This is a genomic window from Collimonas sp. GW821-FHT07E08 (genome assembly GCF_059418905.1).
Window position 1 is genome coordinate 76,945 of sequence record NZ_JBWKQR010000018.1, and the last position, 20,516, is coordinate 97,460.

At 61.2% G+C, this 20,516-nt stretch carries 18 protein-coding genes and 1 riboswitch; of the genes, 15 read left to right on the plus strand and 3 right to left on the minus strand.

Features of this window, described 5'->3' with window-relative positions; translation table 11 throughout:
- Positions 1-117: 117 nt before the first annotated feature.
- Positions 118-243, plus strand: a riboswitch (ZMP/ZTP riboswitch).
- Positions 244-329: 86 nt separating this feature from the next.
- The 10 genes from glyA to AC07RZ_RS20890 all read left to right on the plus strand — a co-directional run bounded on the left by glyA (position 330) and on the right by AC07RZ_RS20890 (position 8,910).
- Positions 330-1,577 carry a serine hydroxymethyltransferase gene (gene glyA / locus AC07RZ_RS20845; RefSeq protein ID WP_494669415.1) on the plus strand — a complete coding sequence of 416 codons (1,248 nt, stop codon included), beginning with the start codon at positions 330-332 and terminating at the stop codon, positions 1,575-1,577.
- 206 nt (positions 1,578-1,783) lie between these two features.
- The gene (nrdR, locus tag AC07RZ_RS20850; protein WP_014007375.1) at positions 1,784-2,251 is read left to right on the plus strand and encodes a transcriptional regulator NrdR; all 468 of its coding nucleotides are present in this window, start codon (positions 1,784-1,786) and stop codon (positions 2,249-2,251) included.
- Positions 2,252-2,363: 112 nt separating this feature from the next.
- Positions 2,364-2,906, plus strand: a complete 543-nt coding sequence (locus AC07RZ_RS20855) for a GspH/FimT family pseudopilin (RefSeq protein WP_494669416.1) — start codon at positions 2,364-2,366, stop codon at positions 2,904-2,906.
- Positions 2,900-3,823, plus strand: a complete 924-nt coding sequence (locus AC07RZ_RS20860; RefSeq protein ID WP_494669417.1) for a PilW family protein — start codon at positions 2,900-2,902, stop codon at positions 3,821-3,823. The genes AC07RZ_RS20855 and AC07RZ_RS20860 overlap by 7 nt, the downstream gene beginning before the upstream one ends.
- A 112-nt stretch (positions 3,824-3,935) precedes the next feature.
- Positions 3,936-5,024, plus strand: a complete 1,089-nt coding sequence (gene ribD / locus AC07RZ_RS20865) for a bifunctional diaminohydroxyphosphoribosylaminopyrimidine deaminase/5-amino-6-(5-phosphoribosylamino)uracil reductase RibD (RefSeq protein WP_494669418.1) — start codon at positions 3,936-3,938, stop codon at positions 5,022-5,024.
- 17 nt (positions 5,025-5,041) lie between these two features.
- A complete protein-coding gene (locus AC07RZ_RS20870) occupies positions 5,042-5,668 on the plus strand; it encodes a riboflavin synthase (RefSeq protein ID WP_494669419.1) in 627 nt (208 codons plus the stop codon).
- Positions 5,669-5,687: 19 nt separating this feature from the next.
- Complete coding sequence (locus tag AC07RZ_RS20875) at positions 5,688-6,338, plus strand: Pr6Pr family membrane protein (protein ID WP_494669420.1); 651 nt, start codon at positions 5,688-5,690, stop codon at positions 6,336-6,338.
- Positions 6,339-6,482: 144 nt separating this feature from the next.
- The gene (locus AC07RZ_RS20880) at positions 6,483-6,803 is read left to right on the plus strand and encodes a hypothetical protein (protein WP_144741649.1); all 321 of its coding nucleotides are present in this window, start codon (positions 6,483-6,485) and stop codon (positions 6,801-6,803) included.
- A gap of 124 nt (positions 6,804-6,927) precedes the next feature.
- Positions 6,928-7,152: a hypothetical protein gene (locus tag AC07RZ_RS20885; RefSeq protein ID WP_038492120.1), complete on the plus strand. Its 225-nt coding sequence runs from the start codon at positions 6,928-6,930 to the stop codon at positions 7,150-7,152.
- Between the two features lie 162 nt (positions 7,153-7,314).
- A complete protein-coding gene (locus AC07RZ_RS20890) occupies positions 7,315-8,910 on the plus strand; it encodes a GMC family oxidoreductase (RefSeq protein WP_494669421.1) in 1,596 nt (531 codons plus the stop codon).
- Between the two features lie 500 nt (positions 8,911-9,410).
- On the opposite strand, the gene AC07RZ_RS20895 is transcribed toward AC07RZ_RS20890, so the two are convergent.
- Together AC07RZ_RS20895 and AC07RZ_RS20900 are read right to left on the minus strand one after the other, a co-directional pair.
- Positions 9,411-11,183, minus strand: a complete 1,773-nt coding sequence (locus AC07RZ_RS20895) for a M14 family metallopeptidase (protein ID WP_494669422.1) — start codon at positions 11,181-11,183, stop codon at positions 9,411-9,413.
- 139 nt (positions 11,184-11,322) lie between these two features.
- Positions 11,323-12,165 (minus strand): isocitrate lyase/PEP mutase family protein, encoded by an 843-nt coding sequence (locus AC07RZ_RS20900; protein ID WP_494669423.1) that lies wholly within the window; start codon positions 12,163-12,165, stop codon positions 11,323-11,325.
- A 128-nt stretch (positions 12,166-12,293) separates the two neighbouring features.
- Between AC07RZ_RS20900 and AC07RZ_RS20905 the strand changes: the two genes are divergently transcribed.
- The 3 genes from AC07RZ_RS20905 (at position 12,294) to cfa (ending at position 15,366) form a co-directional block, all read left to right on the plus strand.
- Positions 12,294-13,142 carry an aldo/keto reductase gene (locus tag AC07RZ_RS20905; protein WP_494669424.1) on the plus strand — a complete coding sequence of 283 codons (849 nt, stop codon included), beginning with the start codon at positions 12,294-12,296 and terminating at the stop codon, positions 13,140-13,142.
- 44 nt (positions 13,143-13,186) lie between these two features.
- Entirely contained in the window at positions 13,187-13,834 is a 648-nt protein-coding gene (locus AC07RZ_RS20910; protein WP_494669425.1) for a LysE family translocator, read from the plus strand.
- Between the two features lie 371 nt (positions 13,835-14,205).
- A complete protein-coding gene (gene cfa, locus AC07RZ_RS20915) occupies positions 14,206-15,366 on the plus strand; it encodes a cyclopropane fatty acyl phospholipid synthase (protein WP_494669426.1) in 1,161 nt (386 codons plus the stop codon).
- Positions 15,367-15,448: 82 nt separating this feature from the next.
- On the opposite strand, the gene AC07RZ_RS20920 is transcribed toward cfa, so the two are convergent.
- Positions 15,449-17,035 carry a porin gene (locus AC07RZ_RS20920; RefSeq protein WP_494669427.1) on the minus strand — a complete coding sequence of 529 codons (1,587 nt, stop codon included), beginning with the start codon at positions 17,033-17,035 and terminating at the stop codon, positions 15,449-15,451.
- Between the two features lie 230 nt (positions 17,036-17,265).
- Here AC07RZ_RS20920 and AC07RZ_RS20925 point away from each other — a divergent pair, with 230 nt between their 5' ends.
- Positions 17,266-17,907 carry a LysE family translocator gene (locus tag AC07RZ_RS20925; protein WP_092399842.1) on the plus strand — a complete coding sequence of 214 codons (642 nt, stop codon included), beginning with the start codon at positions 17,266-17,268 and terminating at the stop codon, positions 17,905-17,907.
- A 347-nt stretch (positions 17,908-18,254) separates the two neighbouring features.
- Positions 18,255-20,516, plus strand: a 2,262-nt coding sequence (locus tag AC07RZ_RS20930; protein WP_494669428.1) for a pertactin-like passenger domain-containing protein, incomplete at its 3' end; no start/stop codon positions are given.

A 20,516-nucleotide genomic window follows, 5' to 3' on the forward strand; every position in this document is an offset into this window, starting at 1 on the left:
TCTTTTTGGTATGTTTCGTGCAAGAGCCGTCCTTCGGGACGGCTTTTTTTATTCCGCCTCAAGGCCTACGCCCAATCTTGCCCAAACCAGGTGCTTCGCTTACAATAGCCGCACCATTTCGTCTCACGTGACTGGCGAAAAAACCGGACCGCGCGGATTCATAAGATCGCGGCGGCTTCGGCAAAAGGTGGGCATCCACCGGGAAGCGTGAGATTTCATCCGCCGTGCGCCTGGGCAGCCCTAATGGAAAGTACGACTGAGGCTGCCGCATTTCCCCTTATCCTGGCCCTCATTCGATTTAGGCACACCCTTATCGTTTGGAGTATCACATGTTCGAAAAAAACCATACCATCGCCAATGTCGATCCGGAATTGTGGAGCGCCATCCAGAAAGAAAACCACCGCCAGCAAGAACACATCGAGCTGATCGCGTCGGAAAACTACACGTCGCCTGCCGTCATGGAAGCGCAGGGCACCCAGCTGACCAACAAGTACGCCGAGGGTTATCCAGGCAAGCGCTACTACGGCGGCTGCGAATTCGTCGACATCGCCGAGCAGCTGGCGATCGACCGCGTCAAGCAACTGTTCGGGGCCGAAGCCGCCAACGTCCAGCCTAATTCCGGCTCGCAAGCCAACCAGGGCGTATTCTTCGCCATGCTGAAACCAGGCGACACCATCATGGGCATGTCGCTGGCGGAAGGCGGCCACCTGACCCACGGCATGGCATTGAACATGTCCGGCAAGTGGTTCAACGTGGTGTCCTACGGTTTGAACGAAAAAGAAGAAATCGACTACGAAGCATTCGAGCGCCTGGCGCACGAAAAGAAGCCGAAGCTGATCATCGCCGGCGCCTCGGCCTACGCCCTGCGCATCGATTTCGAACGCATGTCCAAGGTTGCCAAGGCGGTCGGCGCTTACTTCATGGTCGACATGGCGCACTACGCCGGCCTGATCGCCGCCGGCGAATATCCGAACCCGGTGCCGCATGCCGACTTCGTGACCTCGACCACCCACAAATCCCTGCGCGGCCCGCGCGGCGGCATCATCCTGATGAAGGCTGAGTTCGAGAAAGCCATCAACTCGGCGATTTTCCCAGGCATCCAGGGCGGTCCGCTGATGCACGTCATCGCCGGCAAGGCAGTGGCGTTCAAGGAAGCGCTGACGCCGGAATTCAAGGCTTACCAGCAGCAAGTCGTGAAGAATGCCGACGCCTTGGCGAAAGCACTGATCGCGCGCGGCCTGCGCATCGTTTCCGGCCGTACCGAATCGCACGTGATGCTGGTCGACCTGCGCGCCAAGAAAATCACCGGCAAGGAAGCCGAAGCGATCCTGGGCGCCGCGCACATGACTTGCAACAAGAACGCGATTCCTAACGATCCGGAAAAGCCGTTCGTCACTTCCGGCATCCGTGTCGGCAGCCCGGCGTTCACTACCCGCGGTTTCAAGGAAGCGGAAGCGACCAAGGTCGGCAACCTGATCGCCGACGTGCTCGACAATCCGCATGACGCAGCGACCATCGAACGGGTCAAGGCCGAAGTCAAGAAACTGGCCGATGCTTTCCCTGTGTATGCAGCTTGATGCTTGAAACACCGGTTGCCGATGCGCTGCAGAGCCTGTCGGTAAGCGGGTAGAGCCATGGGCCCGGCGCAGCTTGAACTCTGCACGGGCCCATGCGCCATGTAACGCCGGTTTGTTTTGGATCGGCGCATGGCCGCAAAAAGGAATAATGTAGAGATGGAACTGCCGACACAGCCTGTTGCAATCACTTTCGGATTACCGCCATCATGAAATGTCCATTCTGCCAGCATGAAGAAACCCAGGTGCTCGACACGCGCGTGTCGGAAGAGGGCGATTCGATTCGCCGCCGGCGCCGTTGCATGCAATGCGACAAACGGTTCACCACTTTCGAGCGGATAGAACTGGCGATGCCGGTGATCGTCAAGAAGAACGGCAGCCGCACCGATTTCGATCCGCTCAAGCTGCGCGCCAGCCTGATGCTGGCCCTGCGCAAGCGGCCGGTCTCGGTCGAGGCGCTGGACGAGGCCCTGCAGCGCATCAAGGAAAAACTGCTGTCGAGCGGCGAGCGCGAAGTGCTGTCCGGCCATGTCGGCGAGCTGGTGATGCGCGAACTCAAGCGCCTGGACAAGATTGCCTACATCCGTTTCGCCTCGGTCTACAAGAGTTTTGAAGATGTGGCGGAATTCCAGAACATGATCGAAGAATTCTCCGGGCCGCCAAGCCGCAGGAAATAAGTCCTGCAGGAAGTCATTTCTTAAATGCGCTAGCGCCGGCCTGTCCGGCGCTATTTTTTTGTCAGAATGGTTATTCAAAATGAAATAAATATTTTCCAGCCAGGAGCACCTTATGCATTTGCTGCGAACCCCCATGCGCGTGATTGCGCCAGATTCGGGCTTGACCCTGATCGAGACAATGGTCGCGCTGGCAATCGCCGGCATCCTGCTGAGCCTGGCGGCGCCGGCCATGCGAGGGTTCCTGGTCCAGAACCGGCTGGCCGCCGACACCAGCCAGCTGGTAGCGGCGCTGACGCTGGCGCGCAGCGAAGCCATCCAGCGCGGCCGCGCGGTGCAGGTGTGCCGCAGCGTGGATGTCGACTCGGCCGCAGCCGCATGCAGTGCGGCCGCTACGGCCAAGCGCGCCGCCGACGACTGGGGCGCCGGCTGGCTGGTGCTGGTGGCCGGCAGCGGCCAGATCCTGTCGCGGCAGGGGGCGCTGGACGACAACAGCCGGGTCGCCGCCACCAGGAAAACGATCACCTATCACAGCGGCGGCAACGCCAGCAACAGTTTCGCCAGGCTGGCCGTCAGCCACAACGGCGAGTTCGTGCGCACGGTATGCATCTCCAGCACCGGCCGCATCAGCGTAAAGCCTGACACCGCCGAATGCTGAATCCTGCATCCATCTGCAACAGGCAAGCCGGACTTTCGATGGTGGAATTGCTGGTGGCGCTGGCGATTGCTTCCGGTTTGCTGCTGCTGTGCACGTCGCTTTATCTCGGCAGCAAAGCCAGCTTCCGTTTGAACGAGGATAAACGGCGGCTGCACCAGGACGGAAATTACGCCATGGTCCTGATGGAAAGGGATCTGCGGCAGGCAGGGTTTGGCAACCTGGCCAGCGCCACGCCCGGGGCCGCGCCCATCACCGATTTTATCCTGGCAGACGGTGCGCCGGCCCAGGGGCTGCGCGGCTGCGAGCATGGTTTCGTCAAGCCGCTGGGGCCGGGAGGCAAGGATTTCTCCTGCAGCACGGCGCCCGGGATGGCCGCTTTCGAAGTCCGCTACCGGACGGATGACTACCCGGACCCGGCCAGCGGCGCCGGCGTCGATTGCCATGGCGCGGGAGTGGCTGCCAGTACGGTGCCGCCAGGCCATCCGGCATACATGCTGGCGCCGTCCGTCGCCATCGCCGGCAATCATTATTTTGCTGCGGTGCGCGCCGGCAGCGGCGCCAGCTCGCTTTATTGCCAGGGCAACGGCAGCAACAGCGCGCAACCGATCGTCAATAATGTCGAGGACCTGCGGCTGACGTACGGCGTGGCGGCGGCCGGCGATGCGACGCCGCGCCAGTTCCTGGACGCAACCCAGGTAGCGGCTTTGTCCGACGACCAGCTGCAGAACTGGGAGCGGGTCGTCAGCGTCAGCCTGTGCCTGCAGCTGCATGGAGAAACGCAGCTGGCTACCGGCCCCCAGCGCTACGTCGATTGCAGCGGTACAGCCAGGCTGGCGGGCGACCGCCGCTTGCGGGCGGTATTCAAACGGGTGGTTACCTTGCGCAATCGCGCCGCGGCGAGCCTGGCGCCGCCTTGAAACCGGCAATACCCGGCATCGCATTTTAATTAACGATGGCGGCGGCATATTTTTGTACAATCAACGCATCTATCCTTTCTCACGGCTTTCACATGATTTCCAGGTTTTTTCCATGAGCGCGGCCGAACAGTTGATGTCGCAAGCCCTGCAGCTCGCCGAAAACGGCCTGCTGTCGAGCGCGCCGAATCCCGCCGTCGGCTGCGTGATCGTCAAGGACGGCCAGGTCATCGGCAGCGGGTTCACCCAGCCGCCGGGCGGCAACCACGCCGAGATCCAGGCGCTGCAGGATGCCGCCGCCAAGGGCCACGATGTGCGCGGCGCCACCGTCTACGTCACGCTTGAGCCATGCAGTCATTTCGGCCGCACGCCGCCTTGCGCCGACGCCTTGGTGCAGGCCGGCGTGGCCAAGGTAGTTGCGGCCATAGGCGACCCCAACCCGCTGGTGGCGGGGCAGGGCATGGCGCGCCTGCAGGCGGCAGGGATCGCGGTCGAATCGGGCGTCCTGGCGGCGCAGGCGCGCGAGCTCAATATCGGGTTCTTCACGCGCATGCAAACCGGCAAGCCCTGGGTCAGGCTGAAAGTGGCCGCCAGCCTGGACGGCAAGACCGCACTGCACAACGGCCTCAGCCAGTGGATCACCTCGCAGGCGGCGCGCGACGACGGCCACATGTGGCGCGCCCGCGCCGGCGCCATCCTGACAGGCATCGGCACCGTGAAAGAAGACAATCCGCAGCTGACGGTGCGTACCGTGCCGCCGGTGTCGCGGCAGCCGCTGCGGGTGATCGTCGACAGCAAGCTGAGCATCAGCCCGGACGCAAAGATCCTGGTGGGCGGCGGCAACCTGGTTTTCAGCGCTGCCGCCAATCCGGAAAAGCAGGCTTTGCTGGAGCAGCAGGGCGCCGAAGTGGTGGTGCTGCCGAACGCCGCCGGCAAGGTCGATTTGCCGCAAGTCATGCGCGAACTCGGCAAGCGCCAGATCAATGAATTGCATGTGGAAGCCGGCTCCAAGCTGAATGCTTCGCTGATCGGCGAACATTGCGTCGACGAATTGCTGGTCTACCTGGCGCCCTCGATCCTGGGCGACGGCCGCGGCATGTTCAGCCTACCCGCGCTGGAAAACCTCGACGACAAGCTAAGCCTGAAATTTCATGAAATCAAGCAGATAGGCGAGGATTTGCGTATCCTTGCACGATTCCGCTAATTTTTTATATTGCCATCATGTTCACTGGTATCGTCGCCGCCGTCGGCAAAATCACTTCCGTCAAACCGCTGGGCTCCAGCACCGATGATGGGGTCCGGCTCAAGATCGACGCCGGCGCCCTGGCGCTGGCCGATGTCGCGCTGGGCGATTCGATTTCCCTCAACGGCGCCTGCATGACCGTGGTCGAGAAGAGCGCCGGCAGCTTTGAAGTCGACGTCTCGCGCGAAAGCCTGAACCGCACCGTCGGCCTCGACGCCACCGGCGAAGTTAACCTGGAAAAGGCCTTGACCCTGGCCGACCGCCTGGGCGGCCACCTGGTGTCGGGCCATGTCGACGGTCTCGGGCTGGTGCAGAAATTCGAGCCGGTGGGGGAGTCCTGGGAGCTGGTGATCAAGGCTGCGCGCGATCTTGCCAAATATTTTGCCTACAAGGGCTCGGTGGTGGTCAACGGCGTCTCGCTGACGGTCAACCGGGTCGACGATGTGGCCGACGGCTGCCTGTTTTCGATCAACCTGATTCCGCACACGATCGAAGTGACAACGCTGAAACATCTGCGGGTCGGCAAGCAGGTCAACCTGGAAGTGGACCTGATCGCACGCTATGTGGAACGCATGCTGAGCGTCGACCAGGGCGCGGCTTCTTAAAACATCCCGGAATGCGCCCATGAAAAAAGCTATCGCGCCGCAGCTGTTGCTGCTGCTGATTGCGCTGGTTGCATGGTTCTCCATCGCCGCGCAATTTTCCATTTCGATCCCGATCCTGGTGGCCAAGGGCATGACATACGGCGAGGCCGTCTGGCGCATGTTCGGCTACCTGACCATCTTGACCAATGTCCTGCTGGCGGTGTGCTGCACGCTGCTGCTGCTTCAGCCGGATTCCGCGCCCGGCCGGTTTTTCTCGCGGCCCGGGGTGCTCACCGCGATGGCCCTGTACATCATCTTTGTCGGCCTCGGCTACAACCTCCTGCTGCGCAACCATGCGCCGTTTACCGGCCTGCACAGGCTGTCGGACGAGGGTTTGCACACCGTGGTGCCGTTGCTGTTCGTGTTGTACTGGCTGCTGTTCGCGGTCAAGAGCGGCCTGCAGGCAAAAGACAGCCTGCTGTGGCTGATCTACCCGCTGGCTTATTTCGTGATGGCAATGGTGCGCGGCAGCTTGTCGGGGTTTTATCCCTATCCGTTCCTGAATGTCGTCCAGCTCGGTTATCCGCGGGTGATGGCCAATGCCGCCATGCTATTGGTGGGATTTTTCCTGATTGCAATGGCCCTGGTTGCGATTGCCCGGTACAGGCGCCAGGACTTGGCGATCGATTAAGTTCGCGTTTCGCGTGTACGAAAAAAGCCACAGTTCATATACGGCGATACATGTTGTTACAGGCCTTACGACTTGTACGTAGCGCCACCTTCAAAAATTAGGTTAAATATAGTCATGTTTAACTCAAAGCCATCGAGAATTGCCATGAAAAACCCCATGCGCGTTGCCCTGTTCGGAATGCTTGCTGTCGGCATGTTCGCGGCGGCCCCGGCGTTTGCCGGAGCACATTGGTCGGTGAATATCGGTGTGCCTGGCCCCGCCTACTATGCCCCGCCGCCGGTCTACTATGCCCCGCCACCGGTTTATTACGCACCGCCGCCGCCCGTGTATGTGCGGCCGCCTCCGGTCGTGGTGTATGGCGCCCCTGGCTACTATCCGCCCGCATATTACGGCCGTCCGGCTTATTATTGGCGCGAACGCGGCTGGCATGACCATTACTGGCATGACCGCGGCTGGCGCCGTTAATTAGAATCACGTCACGCTGCCGGCCCGCAGCGTGACTAAAAACAGACACACTGCAATTTACTGTATGCATATACAGTAGTTATGGTACAGTGCAATTCCCTTCAACGAGATTGGAATTGCTGCCATGACGAACTTGGACATTACCTCCGGCTCCCGCTTTGGTATGGAGTCTACCCCTTCCTCAATCCTGATGCGTTTCGGCAAGCGTGAGCTGTTCATCTGCCGCGATTTTTACAAGCGCCTCTATCGAAGCAATCCCGTGGTCGAATGCAACGCCGGCATCCAGGCTGGCCATCTCGAAATATTGCTGTTTCGCAAATGGCTGGTGGTCATGTCGAAAGCCCATTGAAGCGATTGCCGCATTTCCCTCCGATTGTTTCCAGATTGCATATTTTGCGTAATTGAAACAAATGTTCTAGCCCGCCACGTGGCGTGATTCTCCCGCAGCTGTTAAATTTGTTGCCGTTGGCTTGTCCAGGCACATAAATATAACCAGAGCGGGAGGCGCACAGTGAGCGATGAGTTCGACTTCGTGGTGATAGGCGGCGGTTCGGCCGGCAGTGTCATGGCAGGCCGCCTGACGGAAGATCCTGAGATATCCGTATGCTTGCTGGAAGCCGGCGGCAGCGGCGACAGCTGGGTGGTGAAGATGCCGGTCGGCACGGTTGCCATGGTGCCGACCCGGATCAACAACTGGGCGTTCGAGACCGTGCCGCAAGCCGGCCTGAACGGCCGCCGCGGCTACCAGCCGCGCGGCAAGGCGCTGGGCGGATCGTCTGCCATCAACGCCATGGTCTATGTCCGCGGCCATCGTTCCGATTACGATCGTTGGGCCCAGCTCGGCAACAGCGGCTGGTCGTTCGACGATGTGCTGCCCTATTTCAAGAAATCAGAGCATAACGAACAGTTTTCCAATGCCTGGCACGGCCAGGACGGGCCTTTATGGGTCAGCGGCCTGCGCAGCGACAACCCGATCCAGCAGCACTACCTGGAAGCCGCGCGCCAGGCCGGTTATCCGCTGAGCGCGGATTTCAACGCCGAGCAGCAAGAAGGTCTCGGCGTTTACCAGGTCACGCAGAAAAACGGCGAACGCTGGAGCGCCGCGCGCGCTTACCTGATGCCGCACCTGGGACAGCGCAGCAACCTGCGGGTGGAAACCGGCGCCTATGCCGAACGCCTTGTCATCGAGCAGGGGCGGGCGGTCGGCGTTGAAGTCCGGCAGGGCGGCACATTGCGTGTGCTGCGCGCCCGGCGCGAAGTGATCCTGGCCGCCGGCGCTTTCCAGTCGCCCCAGCTGCTGATGCTGTCGGGGATCGGCGACGGCACCGAACTGCGCAAGCTGGGCATCCATGTACAGCACCACCTGCCGGGCGTCGGCAAGAACCTGCAGGACCATCCCGACTTTGTGTTTTGCCATCAGTCCGACAGCCTGGACACCTTCGGCATTTCCGCCGGCGGCGCGCTGCGCATGTTCAAGGAGCTGCAGCGCTATCGCAAGGAGAGACGCGGCATGTTGAGCAGCAATGTCGCCGAGTGCGGCGGTTTTTTAAAGACCCGGCCGGATTTGCCGGCGCCGGACCTGCAATTGCATTTTGTCGTCGGCTGCCTGGAGAACCACGCCCGCAAGCTGCGCTGGGGACACGGCTTTTCCTGCCATGTCTGCCTGCTGCGGCCGAAAAGCGTGGGGCAGGTCAGCCTGCGCAACACCAATCCGCAGGACGCGCCGCTGATCGACCCCAAGTTCCTGGACCATCCGCAAGACCTGGAAGACATGGTGGCCGGCTTCAAGGCCACCCGCAAACTGCTTGAAGCGCCGGCGCTGGCCGCCTACAGCACACGCGACATACGCACCGCAGGTGTGCAGTCGGACGAACAGATACGCGCCATCCTCAGGCAGCATGTCGATACGGTCTACCACCCTGTGGGCACCTGCAAGATGGGCGTCGACCAGGCCGCCGTGGTGGATCCGACCTTGCGGGTGCGCGGCGTCCAGGGCCTGCGGGTAGTCGACGCCTCTATCATGCCGACCCTGATCGGCGGCAATACCAATGCTCCCACCATCATGATTGCCGAGAAAGCGGTCGATTTCATACGGCAAGGGCGATGATGCCAAAGGCGCCGGCAACGGCAACGGCGAATTTCGCTGCCGCTACGCGAAAACAGGCCGGCAAGGCAAGCGGCATATGCGCCTGTTGGCGCAAAACAACGCTATGTTGCGGCGCATGATGACGGTTAAAGTTTTTTGGCTCAGTATCGCTTCACGCAAAAAAGAGTCCATCTCTCTAGAGGTGAGGAGACAGGGAAAGCCCGCATCGTTAAAGATAGCGGGCTTTTTATATGGTGGAGCCGGTTCGGCGGCGAGAGTGATATTCACGAACCTTATATAAGGAATCAGAAATAACAATTGGCAATAAGTCCTCCGTTTTTATATGCTGCGATGCATCAACACAGTCTATCTAATCGGAGCCCTGCCATGACTTTCGTTCAAACCCTGCCTTTAATCGCCGTTGTCGCCGCCTTTGCCCTGCGTTTCTACCTGTCGAAAAAAATCGGCAACAACCAGAAGTAATTCCCGGCCGGCAGCCCCGGCTGCCCAGCCAGGCAAGTTTATCCCGGCACAACCGCGGTCCGCATCACCGGATACAGGTTAAAGCGCTCATCCCAGGAAGAGTGACGGCGCGCGAAGAACTCCAGCCGCGCCGCCGGATCTTTGGCAAACGCCGGATCGTCGGCCAGTTTCTGCTTGAACTCGGCCGCCAGCGCCGGATCCGCCGCCAGCTGTTCGCGCGCGACATCTTCCGCCACATACGCTTCCATATACTCCTTCTTTTCGAAGGCATTGTTGAAACGGCCCCACGCCGCCAGCGAGTCCGGCGCCTGCGGTTCCAGCAAAGCCATCACCAGCCGTGCCTTGGCCTGGGCTATCGGCACGAACAAGGCGCCGGCGCCGAGGTCGCGCGTTTCGCTGCGCCATGCGCCTTGCAGCTTGAGCAGCTGGTGGCTTTCCAGCGATTGCGCATCGAAGGTGCACTTGGTGGCGCGGAAAGTTTCCAGCGTTACCCGGTTCAGCGCCGCCGGCAGCACGCGGAAAGCGATGCCGTGCTGCTGCAGTTTTTGCCCGACCCAGGCGGCGTGCGCCGCCGGCACCAGGTAACCGGCCTGCGGCGCGTTGACGCTCAGGTCCGGCTGCAGGTCGTCGCGCACCGTCACATTCCAGATCTGCGGTTTGCTTTCGTCGTAGCGCGTCATCAGCGCGCCCGAAATATCCGACTCGGTGCGCGTATATTCATATCCGCGGAACGCCACCGGACGGGTCTTTTCGCTTGCCTCGTAAGCCAGCGCAACCGGCTGGCCGCCCAGCCTGGCGGCGCGCAGGTCGGCCTGCTGCGCATTCTTTAGCCAGGCGTCGCCGTGCGCGGCGATCTGCGCCATGATCGAGACAATGGTGTTGTGCGTGATGCGCACCCGGGTCGGGTAATCTTTCCAGGAATGGGTTTCCACCAGCATGCCGAAGCGGTTGCGCAGATGGAAATAGCCGGTTGAAAAACGCGGCGGCGAGACGCTGTCGACAAAACCGGAACTGGGATCGTCGTCGACCTTGAACGACATGTAGAACGGTAGCGGCAGCGAACCCTGCTTGCTCAAATCGCTGATGACAGCGTCGCGCAAAGCCTCGCCGTCCTTGCGCTGGGCGAGGTCGCTGGCGTGCACCGGTTCGACCTGGATCGAAACGTCGTGCTCGAACTTGGCGCCGTCGGTGACATGCAGGTCGATATACGCCAGCGGATCCCAGCGGTTGACCAGCTGCAGCATGGCCTGCATTTCCGGCGCGTCGGCCTTCGCGTAGTCGCGGTTCAGGTTGAAGTTCTGGCCGGTGGTGCGCCAGCCCATTTCTTCCGGACCGCGCTGGTTAGGGCGGTTCCAGCGGCCAAAGCGCTCATGGCCGTCGATATTGAACACCGGCACGAAGACCAGCACCTGCTTGTCCAGCACGCTGTTGGCGGAGCTGTCCTGCAGCGCTTCACGCAAGGCCAGGAAACCGGCGTCCTTGCCGTCGATCTCGCCGGCGTGGATGCCGCCCTGTACCAGCAGCACCGGCAGGTTGCGCTTGTGCGCGGCTTCCGCGGTCAGCGCGCCGCTGCGCGAGGCGATCAGCGCCAGCATCGGCCGGCCTTCCGGCGTACGGCCGAACTCGGTGCAGCGCACCTGCTTCGGATAGGCTTTCTGGAAAGCGGCGCAGAGCGCGATGACTTCGTCGTAGCGTCCGGTTTTCTGGAAACCGGAACGCTCGGCGACCGTGCTCAGGGCAGGGTCGGCGGCGTGGGAGAAGGGAGTGGCGGAGAGGGTAAGCAGGGCGGACAGCACGGCAGAACGCAGCATGAATCAAGCTCCAACGGTTAGGTGACGGACAACAAAATGATGGAGGGATTCTAGCGCGCCTGCCGGAATATTGCTTGGCGGCATCTGGTTGTTTGCCTGTCGCCGCCCGCGGCCGGATCCTCGCAGGCTGGCGGCGAAATTACCTGGAAAAAAGGGCGTTGATTTCGCCGGCTGCAAGCATGCCGTCGCCCATGGCGCCGAAGCTGCCCTGGCCGAGCGCCTCCCCGGCGATCCGGTGCAGCAGGCCGAGCGCCGACTGCATGGGGCCGCAGCCAACACTGATGCGCCGCACACCGGCCTGCCTGAACACATCGACCGCAGGCGCGCCGGCGTAACCGGCGTAGATATTCACCGGCAGCGAAATCGTTTGCATGAAGCGGGCGATCTCCTCGATGCGCGCCAGGCCCGGCACGAAGATGCTGTCGGCGCCGGCCGCAGCATACATCTGCGCGCGCCGCACAGTGTCTTCATAACGTGCCACGGGATCATCGTTGGCGGCAAAATAGGTGTCGCTGCGGGCATTGATGAACAGCCGCGCATCCATTTGCGCCAGCATCTTGCGCAGCGCGCCTATGCGTTCGCACAGGATCTCCGGCGGCGCCAGCCGGTGCGTTCCGGGCAGCACGCCGTCCTCGATATTGATGCCGGCCACGCCCATCCCTACCAATGCCCGCACCACATCGCACACTTCCTCGGTGCTGCGGCCGAAACCGCGCTCGATATCGACGCTCATCGGCACGCCGGCGACCCGGCAGATGCGGGCGCAGGCAGCCAGCAGTTCAGCCGCCGGCATCTGCTCGCCGTCGGCGTAACCGGCGGCCCAGGCCATGCCGGCGCTGGTGGTGCCGATGGCCGGGGCGCGGGCGCGTTCGAGGATGCGAGCGCTGACGGCATCCCAGGCATTCAATAAAGTCAGCGGCGCAGGGCCGAGGTGCAGCTGGTGAAAGGCGTTGGCATGCTGCTGGGCGGCGCTGGATTGCATGGTTTTCTCCATTTGATTACGTTGTAGAATGACATCGAGTTTAAGAGCAATACTGCTTCAAAACTTGGAAAAAACTGCTGTTCCCGACCCGTGGCGCAAAATCAACCATACGGATTGCAATTCCAGCAATGAAAACTTTGCTTTTACCTTCAGGCGTCGTCATCCCCGCATTGGGACAGGGAACCTGGTACATGGGAGAAGACCAGGCGCAAAAAAAGCGTGAAGTCGACGCGCTGCGGCTAGGCATGGAGCTCGGCATGACGCTGGTCGATACCGCCGAGATGTATGCCGACGGCGGCGCCGAGAAAGTCGTGGGCGAGGCCATTGCCGGGCGCCGCGACCAGGTCTTCCTGGTCAGCAAGGTCTATCCGCACAACGCCGGCCGGCGCAGCATGCAGGCCGCCTGCGAACGCAGCCTGAAGCGGCTCGGCAGCGACCACATCGATCTCTACCTGCTGCACTGGCCCGGTTCGGTGCCGCTGGCGGAAACGCTGGAGGCGTTCGAATCGCTCAAGAAGGCCGGAAAAATACGCGATTTCGGCGTCAGCAATTTCGACCGCGACGGCATGCAGGAAGCGAGCGAATTGCCCGGCGGCGCAGAGGTCGCGGTCAACCAGGTGCTGTACAACCTGAAGCGGCGCGGCATCGAATGGGATTTGCTGCCGTGGTGCCGTGAACGCGCGATACCGGTGATGGCGTATTCGCCGCTGGAGTCGTCCGCCAACGAACAGCGGCGCCTGCTCGGCAACCCGCATCTGCTGGCGGTCGCGGCAAGGCACGCAGCCAGCCCGGCGCAGGTCGCGCTGGCGTGGCTGCTGCAGCAAGAGCAGGTGATCGTCATTCCCAAGGCAGTCGATCCGGCGCATGTGCGCGAGAACCGCGCGGCGCTCGATATCATGCTTACGGCGCAGGACCTGGCGGAGCTTGACCAGGCGTTCCCGCCGCCGCGGCATGGCAGCGCGCTGGATATGAGATAAGCGGAGATAAGCGTTTTTCTAAAAACCACTGAGAGGCACATCCGATGTCATTCCAGAACTACTGGCTTTTCCTGCCCGCCTGTTTCGCACTGAACATGGCGTTCGGTCCGAACAACGTGCTGTCGCTGTCGAACGGCGCGCGCGACGGCATGCGCTATTCGGTCCTTGCCGCGTTTGGAAGGCTGCTGGCGTTTGCGGCCATGATCGCCATTTCCGGCCTCGGACTGGGAGCGCTGCTGCTGGCGTCGGAAACGCTGTTCACGTTGCTGAAATTCGGCGGCGCGGCTTACCTGGTCTGGCTCGGCATCAAGCTGTTCCGTGCCGCGCCGGTCGCGCTGGCAGGCGCGGCCGATAAGATCCCGGCCAGCCTGGAAACGCCGGCGGACAAGCTGCGCCGGCTCGCCAGGCAAGAGTTCCTGGTAGCGGCGGGCAACCCAAAAGCGATCCTCATCTTCACCGCATTCTTCCCGCAGTTTGTCGACCGCTCGGCCTACGCCGCCAGCTTCGTCGTGCTCGGCGCGACCTTCCTGCTGCTTGAACTGATCGCGATCGCCATCTACGCCGCCATCGGCGCCAGGCTTGGAACCTTTACCGGCGCCGCCGGACGCTTCCGCTGGTTCAACCGCGCCAGCGGCACGCTGATGATCGGCTTCGGCTTGCTGCTGGCGTTCCTGCGGCGTCCTGCAAGCTGAGGCCGACATGTCTGTCTTGTTCTTATTGAGAGTTGCATAATTCATGACATCGCGACGGTAAGAGTCATCTGGGGTCAGAGTCAACTTTCGCAGCGCTTCATCGCGAAACTTGACTCTGACCCCACATGACGGATTCGGAGAAAGACAGAGTGCACCGCGCGGTTTTTTTTAACGATGAGGCAGGTGCTCCGTGGCCCGCTAAGTGGGGTCAGAGTGAAGTTTCTGCAAAAAGCGTGCAGAAAGTTCACTCTGACCCCACTTAGCTGCGTTGGTTAATCGCGCAGAAAAAGCGGGCAAGGGCATTGTCATGTTTTATGAAACTCTCAGTAGGCTCTTCTGTTCTTTAGCGCTGCCCTTGAAGGAAGTACTACATGGATAAAGTGAAGGTCGTCCCCGCAACGTTCGACATGACGGCGAATGCGCCGAGGATCATCCGGCAGCTGTTCGAGCATGCCGGCATCCGGCTCAACGGCGACCAGCCGTGGGACATGCAGATCCACGATCCGGCGTTCTTCCAGAAGATGTTTACGAAATGGGAGCTCGGCATCGGCGAGTCCTACATGGATGGCGACTGGGATTGCGACAGGCTGGATGAATTCTTCTTCCGGGTCACCAGCCACGACCTGGAACAGACGGTGGTCGGCCCCGCGAAGATCGGCTTTTTCCTGGAAATCCTGCGCCAGAATTTTTTCAACCTGCAAACCAAGGGCCGCGCTTTCCAGGTCGGCGAGCAGCACTACGATATCGGCAACGACCTGTTCGAGAGCATGCTCGATCCGTACATGATGTATTCCTGCGCGTATTGGCCGCGCGCCGCCAACCTTGAAGAAGCGCAGCAGCACAAGCTGGAACTGATCTGCCGCAAGCTGGAGCTCAAGCCCGGCGAGCGCCTGCTGGATATCGGCTGCGGCTGGGGCGGGCTGGCCCGCTATGCGGCCGAACGCTACCAGGCGCAAGTGACCGGCATCACGATTTCCAAGGAACAGCAAAAACTTGCGCAAGCGCGCTGCGTCGGCCTTCCGGTCACGATTGAATTGACCGACTACCGGCAACTCAGCGGGCAATACGACAAGATCGTTTCCGTCGGCATGTTCGAGCATGTCGGCGCCAAGAATTATGCCGAGTACTTCGATGTCGCCGGCAAGCTGCTGGCGCCTGAGGGTTTGTTCCTGCTGCATACGATCGGCAACTACGTCACCGAAAAGAAGCGCGACGTCTGGCTCGACAAGTACATTTTCCCGAACGGCCACCTGCCTTCGGCGAAGGAAATCACGCAGGTGCTGGAAGGACGTTTCCTGATCGAAGACTGGCATAACTTCGGCCGCGACTACGACTTGACCCTGATGGCCTGGTGGGACAATTTCGAGCGCGCATGGCCGCGCCTGTCGGAAAAATACGACCAGCGCTTTTACCGCATGTGGAAATACTTCATCCTCTCTTCAGCAGGTTTCTTCCGTTCTGGCCAGGGCCAGCTCTGGCAGCTGGTATTAAGCAAGCGCGGACGCAGCGCCCCCTATCGTTCGATACGATAGGGGAAGAAGAGAGTAGGCGGGCAAGGATTCTTGCCCGCGCGCTACCGGGCTGGATTCATGTGGGTGCAACTGCACGCCCTGCTCAGAATTTGTAATTCACGCCCGCCGATATGCCCTGCAGGCGTCCTCCCGCATAACAGTTCGGCGCACCCGCCGCAATCGTTTGGCCGTCGTGGCAGTCGGCCGTCACGCCGCGTCCGCCCGCCCCCAGGTCATAGTGGGCCAGGGCGTGGTTGGCGGTCACCGCATAGTTCGCATACCAGGTGGTCTGCTTGTCGATCTTGTGCTTATACGCCACGGTGTACATGTTGGCGGCATTGTCCGGGCTGATGGTGCCGATGCCGTCGGCCGCGCTGGTATTGTGCTGGCCTGGATCGCCAGGCGTAGCGTTGGCGTGGGCCCAGCCGACCGAGATGCTGTCGTCCGGCGTCAGCTCCTGCGTCAGCGCCAGCCAGTAACCGTTGCGCGAGCGCTCGTTCTGCTCGTTCAGGTAGGCCGGGATATTCCTGCGCATCACCTCGTAGATGGCGCTCAGCGTGGTCTTCGTCGGGAAGGCGTACTGGGCGCCGATCTTGTAGGCATACTCGTTGCCGACATCGTTCGGATCCAGTCCTATCGGGCTGGCCAGCGCCTGCGGCGTGCCGGCCACATCGCCGGTGCGGTTGACCCTGGAATGCAGCTCATAGGCGCCGGTCACGTACAGCGGCCCGTTTTCATAGGCGACATTGGCGCTGTAGGCGGTGCCGTAGCTGCCGTCGACGCAAGCGATCGCGCCGCCGCCGCTGCCCGGGATATTGCCGCCGGTGCAGCTCGATTCGCCGCTGGCCTGGATCGAGTTTTCATAACCGCGGTTCTGGCCCGGCGAGATCAGCGCATTGAAACTCCAGCCATGCCACTTGGGCGATTCGTACCAGAGCGCATGGTCGAGGCGGGTGCCGAATTCGACCCGGTTGTCGCCGCCGGTATTGCCCATGATGACCGAGTAGTCGCCCCACATGCCGGAGAAAGGATTCATGCGCGCGGTGGAGGTCTTGTACGGCGCGTCGGTCTTGCCGATCTTGACGGCGCCCCACCTGGCGTCGGCCAGCCCGACATAGCTGTTGCGCGTGGTCAGCGCGCCTTTGACGGTGGTGTCCTGGGCGCTGGTGGAATTGGCGGAACCGGCGGTCGCAGTGATGTCGATCTGCGTTTCCAGCTGGTAGACCAGCGACAAGGTGTCGCCGATCGGATGCTTGCCGCGTATGCCGACGTAGGACAGGTTGGTGGACAGGTCGGACTGCCAGCCGTTTTGCCCGACCGGCGACACCACCCGGTTGCCGCCGACGTCGTTATAGGAATTCTTCAAGCCCTTGGTGCTGCCGTCGACCGATACATCCAGGTTGCCGTAGAACTCGACATCCTTGATCGCCTCGAAGAACTTGCGCGCCCGTTCGCCCAGCGCCGGCGACGCCGCAGGTGCGGCGGCCACTTCCGCCGCAGCCGCAACTGGAGCGTCTTGTTTGGTCGACACCTGCTGCAGTTTTGTCGTCAGCAGTTTTACCTGCTGCTCCAGCGCTTCGATGCGGGCGTCGGTTGCCGGGTCGGCCTTGGCGGCGGTGGACAGTGTCAGTGAGGGAAGGGAAAATGCAACGATAAATGCCGCTTGCAGCGGCTTCAGTCTGAACGTCATGTTGTCTCCATCGTTATAGGAAAATTTTTTTGTACGACGGTTCAGAGTGCTGCCATCGACGGCTGCATTGCGTTGACTTAGCTCAAGTTTTTTAAAAATAATCGCAGCGCGGGGCGCGTGCTGAAAAGTCCCTGTGGTAATTTTGCAGCGCTTGCGCGCAAGCCTGGATCGGCGGTCGGTGATATCCTCCTGAATTCCGTCCAAGGCCGTTAAATCCTCTTTTTTTGATCATGAACTTCCATACCTGGTTTACCTTTTTCGCCGCCTGCTGGCTGATCGCCATTTCTCCCGGTTCCGGCGCGGTGTTGTCGATGTCGCATGGCTTGTCGTACGGCGTCAAGAAAACCTCGGCGACCATCGCCGGCCTGCAGCTGGGTTTGCTGCTGATCCTGTTTGTGGCCGGCGCCGGCGTCGGCTCGATCCTGCTGGCGTCGGAGACCATGTTCACGGTGGTCAAGACGGTCGGCGCGCTGTACCTGATCTACCTCGGCCTGAGCCAGTGGCGCGCCAAGGTCGACGCCGCCGCGCTGCAGCAGCCTGAACCGGCCCTGCAATCGACGCCGCCGACCATGCGCAAGCGCATGCTGCTGGGTTTCATGACCAATGCCACCAATCCCAAGGGAATCATTTTCATGGTGGCGGTGCTGCCGCAATTCATCAGCGCCGGCAGCGCCTTGCTGCCGCAGTTGCTGCTGCTGGCCGTCACCATGTGCACGGTCGACCTGGTGGTGATGCACAGCTATGCCTTTGCCGCATCGACCATGCAGGGTTATTTCCGCGATGCGCGCGCGGTCAGGAAACAGAACCGTTTCTTCGGCGGCGTGCTGATGGGAGTGGGGACGGCCTTGTTTTTTGTCAAGCGCAGCGCCTGAGCGCGCCCAACTGCATCTGACGAGCTCGGACATGCGGATGTCCGGGCCGCGTTCTAAGTTTTTTCTTAAATATCAGCGGGGCGGCATCGCGCCCGATTCTCCCGCGCGCCACGTTGTGGGTAATTCCCAGCTGGCGTAAGAATTTTCTTGTTCCCTTCAGCAAGCCGGCCTCATGCCGGCTTTTTTGTTTCCTCTGTGTATGTTTCTCGCAGGAATTTAAGAATCACCTTAATTAAAGATTAGGCATTTCCTTAATTAAGACTTTTCTTATATTCGATAACGAGTCGGTTCCGCATAGTTGCAAGTTGCTTATTCCAGGCATCACTTTCAACTAACTGTAAAGAACCATGAGTACACTGACTTCACCACCGCAATTCCGAAAGCACACCCTGGCGCTTGCCGTCAGCAGCCTGCTGTCCATGCCGCTGGCCTCCGCCCATGCCGCCAATCCGCCTCTGCAGGCGGGCCCCGGCGTGGATCTTGTTGCATCGGGGGATTACGAGTCGAACACGGGTTTTGCGCTGCGCGCCTTCGGCGGCGGCACCATCGTCACCAGCGGTCTGGTCAATGTGCTTAACACCAACACCGTCAGTGGCGTGGGCTTGTCCACCAATGGTGCCGGCAGCCGGATCAATTTTCAGGGCGGCACCATCGACGCCAAAGTCGGGGTGCAGATGGGCCAGGGATCGCGCATCGACATCAGCGATACCACTATTAATGCGAGCGATACGGGCATTCTCCTGGGTCTCCCGGATTTTGGTTCGATGCAGGTGTTCGTGACGAACAGCCAGATTAACGCGTCGGCAACAGCGGGTGTCGTTCCTGAGATGGGAGTTGTTGTCGGCATCGGCAGCTATTTCGGCCGCGCCGTCGGTAGTCGTGTCGAGATCACCGACAGCGCCATCCAGGTCTCCGGGGGAGCCGGTATCGGCGCCATCGGTCTTTTCGGGCACGGTCTCACCATCATCATGAACGGCGGCAGTATCGTAGCGAGCAACGGCGGCGTAGGCGTGGACGTGTCAGACGGCTATACCGAGTTGAATAATGTCGATATATCAGCCGATGCAGGTGGCGTCCATATCTCAGGTGGTAATGTTGCCACGGATACTGTGATTAATGGCAGCCGGATCATCAGCAATGGAGGCCCTGGTTTGAGTATCTCCTCGTTGGGTCTTGAGTCCGTCCGGACAGTGGTGAATGATACGCAGATTGTCACCACCGGTCCGGGTGGCATCGGTGCTGCGGTCCGTGGTGCAAACAACTCATTGCAGCTGTCTAACAGTACGATTTCCACGGCTGGCACGGGAAGTTCTGGTATTCAAGTGGGTGGTGGAGCAGTAGGGACGGCGCAGGTAACACTATCCAACACGGATATCGTGACAACGGGCGATCAGGCCGATGGCGTGCGCGCCAGCCAGGGAACCATCTTGCAGACGAGTGGCGGTAGCATTCAGACTTACGGCGCCAACGCCAACGGAGTCTATCTCAATGCAAGTTACACTGGCGTCGGTGTATCGGCCAGCATGAATGGCACCGCGATTGCCACGCACGGCACCGGTGCGAGCGGTCTGTTTGTTTCGCAGTCCGATATGCTCTTCGCCAACGCCAGCGTCACGACCGGTGGCGATGACGCACCGGCGGTCTGGGCCGCTTCTGGAAATACCACGATCTTGCTCGGTCAGGACGATGTGATCAGCACGCAGGGTGTCAACAGCGATGGCCTGCGGTCAGGTAATCCGCTGACGGGCGAGGCCGGTACACTGACGCTGCAAGGCGGTACGGTGCGGGTCAGCGGCGATGCAGCGTCGGGCGTGCAGGTCCATGCAGGCGCCAGCGCTACCTTACTGGACACCAACATCGAAGCTAGCGGCGCGAACGGCAGCGCCTTGTCGATGGTTGGCGGAATGAGCGCCGCGGCCACGGCACAGATCAGCAACAGTACGTTGCATAGCACACAGGGAGCGGCGATCCAGGTCGGCGGCGCCAGCGGCGGACAGGTCGCCATTGATCTGCTGAATGGCACGCAGGTCAGCAGCGGCACTGGCGTTCTGCTCGATGCCGGCGCCGGCACCCAGTCGATGCTCAATCTGAACGGCCAAGTACATGCTGTTGGCGATATCGTCGCCAACGGTAACGCCATCGTCGATGTATCGTTGGAGAAGCGGTCGTTATGGAACGGTGCGACCAGTACCGTGCGCAATGTGTCGCTGGACGCCGGCAGCCAGTGGCAGATGGCAGGCAGTTCGACGGTGCAGAACCTGAACCATGCCGGCCTGGTATCGTTTGCCGCCCCGGTGGCGGGCAACTACCATACGCTGACTGTGCAAGGCGACATCGCCGGTCAGAACGGCGTAGTGGCTTTGAACACCGTGCTCAACGAAGGCGGCGCGCTGAGCAACCAGCACACCGACCGCCTGCTGGTCGAAGGCAACGCCACCGGCACCACCCTGATCGAAGTCAAGCAGACCGGGCAGGGCGGCTTGACCGACGCTAACAAGAACGGCGTGGTCGATGCCGACGAAGGTATTTCGGTGGTGCAGGTGGGCGGCGATTCGCGCGCCGATGCGTTCGCGCTCAAGGGCGGTTATGTGGCCGCCGGTCCGTGGCAG

Coding starts and splice junctions, on each gene's coding strand:
- glyA (WP_494669415.1), top strand. CDS start 330: ATGTTCGAAAAAAACCATACCATCGCCAATGTCGATCCGGAATTGTGG.
- nrdR (WP_014007375.1), top strand. CDS start 1,784: ATGAAATGTCCATTCTGCCAGCATGAAGAAACCCAGGTGCTCGACACG.
- AC07RZ_RS20855 (WP_494669416.1), top strand. CDS start 2,364: ATGCATTTGCTGCGAACCCCCATGCGCGTGATTGCGCCAGATTCGGGC.
- AC07RZ_RS20860 (WP_494669417.1), top strand. CDS start 2,900: ATGCTGAATCCTGCATCCATCTGCAACAGGCAAGCCGGACTTTCGATG.
- ribD (WP_494669418.1), top strand. CDS start 3,936: ATGAGCGCGGCCGAACAGTTGATGTCGCAAGCCCTGCAGCTCGCCGAA.
- AC07RZ_RS20870 (WP_494669419.1), top strand. CDS start 5,042: ATGTTCACTGGTATCGTCGCCGCCGTCGGCAAAATCACTTCCGTCAAA.
- AC07RZ_RS20875 (WP_494669420.1), top strand. CDS start 5,688: ATGAAAAAAGCTATCGCGCCGCAGCTGTTGCTGCTGCTGATTGCGCTG.
- AC07RZ_RS20880 (WP_144741649.1), top strand. CDS start 6,483: ATGAAAAACCCCATGCGCGTTGCCCTGTTCGGAATGCTTGCTGTCGGC.
- AC07RZ_RS20885 (WP_038492120.1), top strand. CDS start 6,928: ATGACGAACTTGGACATTACCTCCGGCTCCCGCTTTGGTATGGAGTCT.
- AC07RZ_RS20895 (WP_494669422.1), bottom strand. CDS start 11,183: ATGCTGCGTTCTGCCGTGCTGTCCGCCCTGCTTACCCTCTCCGCCACT.
- AC07RZ_RS20900 (WP_494669423.1), bottom strand. CDS start 12,165: ATGCAATCCAGCGCCGCCCAGCAGCATGCCAACGCCTTTCACCAGCTG.
- AC07RZ_RS20905 (WP_494669424.1), top strand. CDS start 12,294: ATGAAAACTTTGCTTTTACCTTCAGGCGTCGTCATCCCCGCATTGGGA.
- AC07RZ_RS20910 (WP_494669425.1), top strand. CDS start 13,187: ATGTCATTCCAGAACTACTGGCTTTTCCTGCCCGCCTGTTTCGCACTG.
- cfa (WP_494669426.1), top strand. CDS start 14,206: ATGGATAAAGTGAAGGTCGTCCCCGCAACGTTCGACATGACGGCGAAT.
- AC07RZ_RS20920 (WP_494669427.1), bottom strand. CDS start 17,035: ATGACGTTCAGACTGAAGCCGCTGCAAGCGGCATTTATCGTTGCATTT.
- AC07RZ_RS20925 (WP_092399842.1), top strand. CDS start 17,266: ATGAACTTCCATACCTGGTTTACCTTTTTCGCCGCCTGCTGGCTGATC.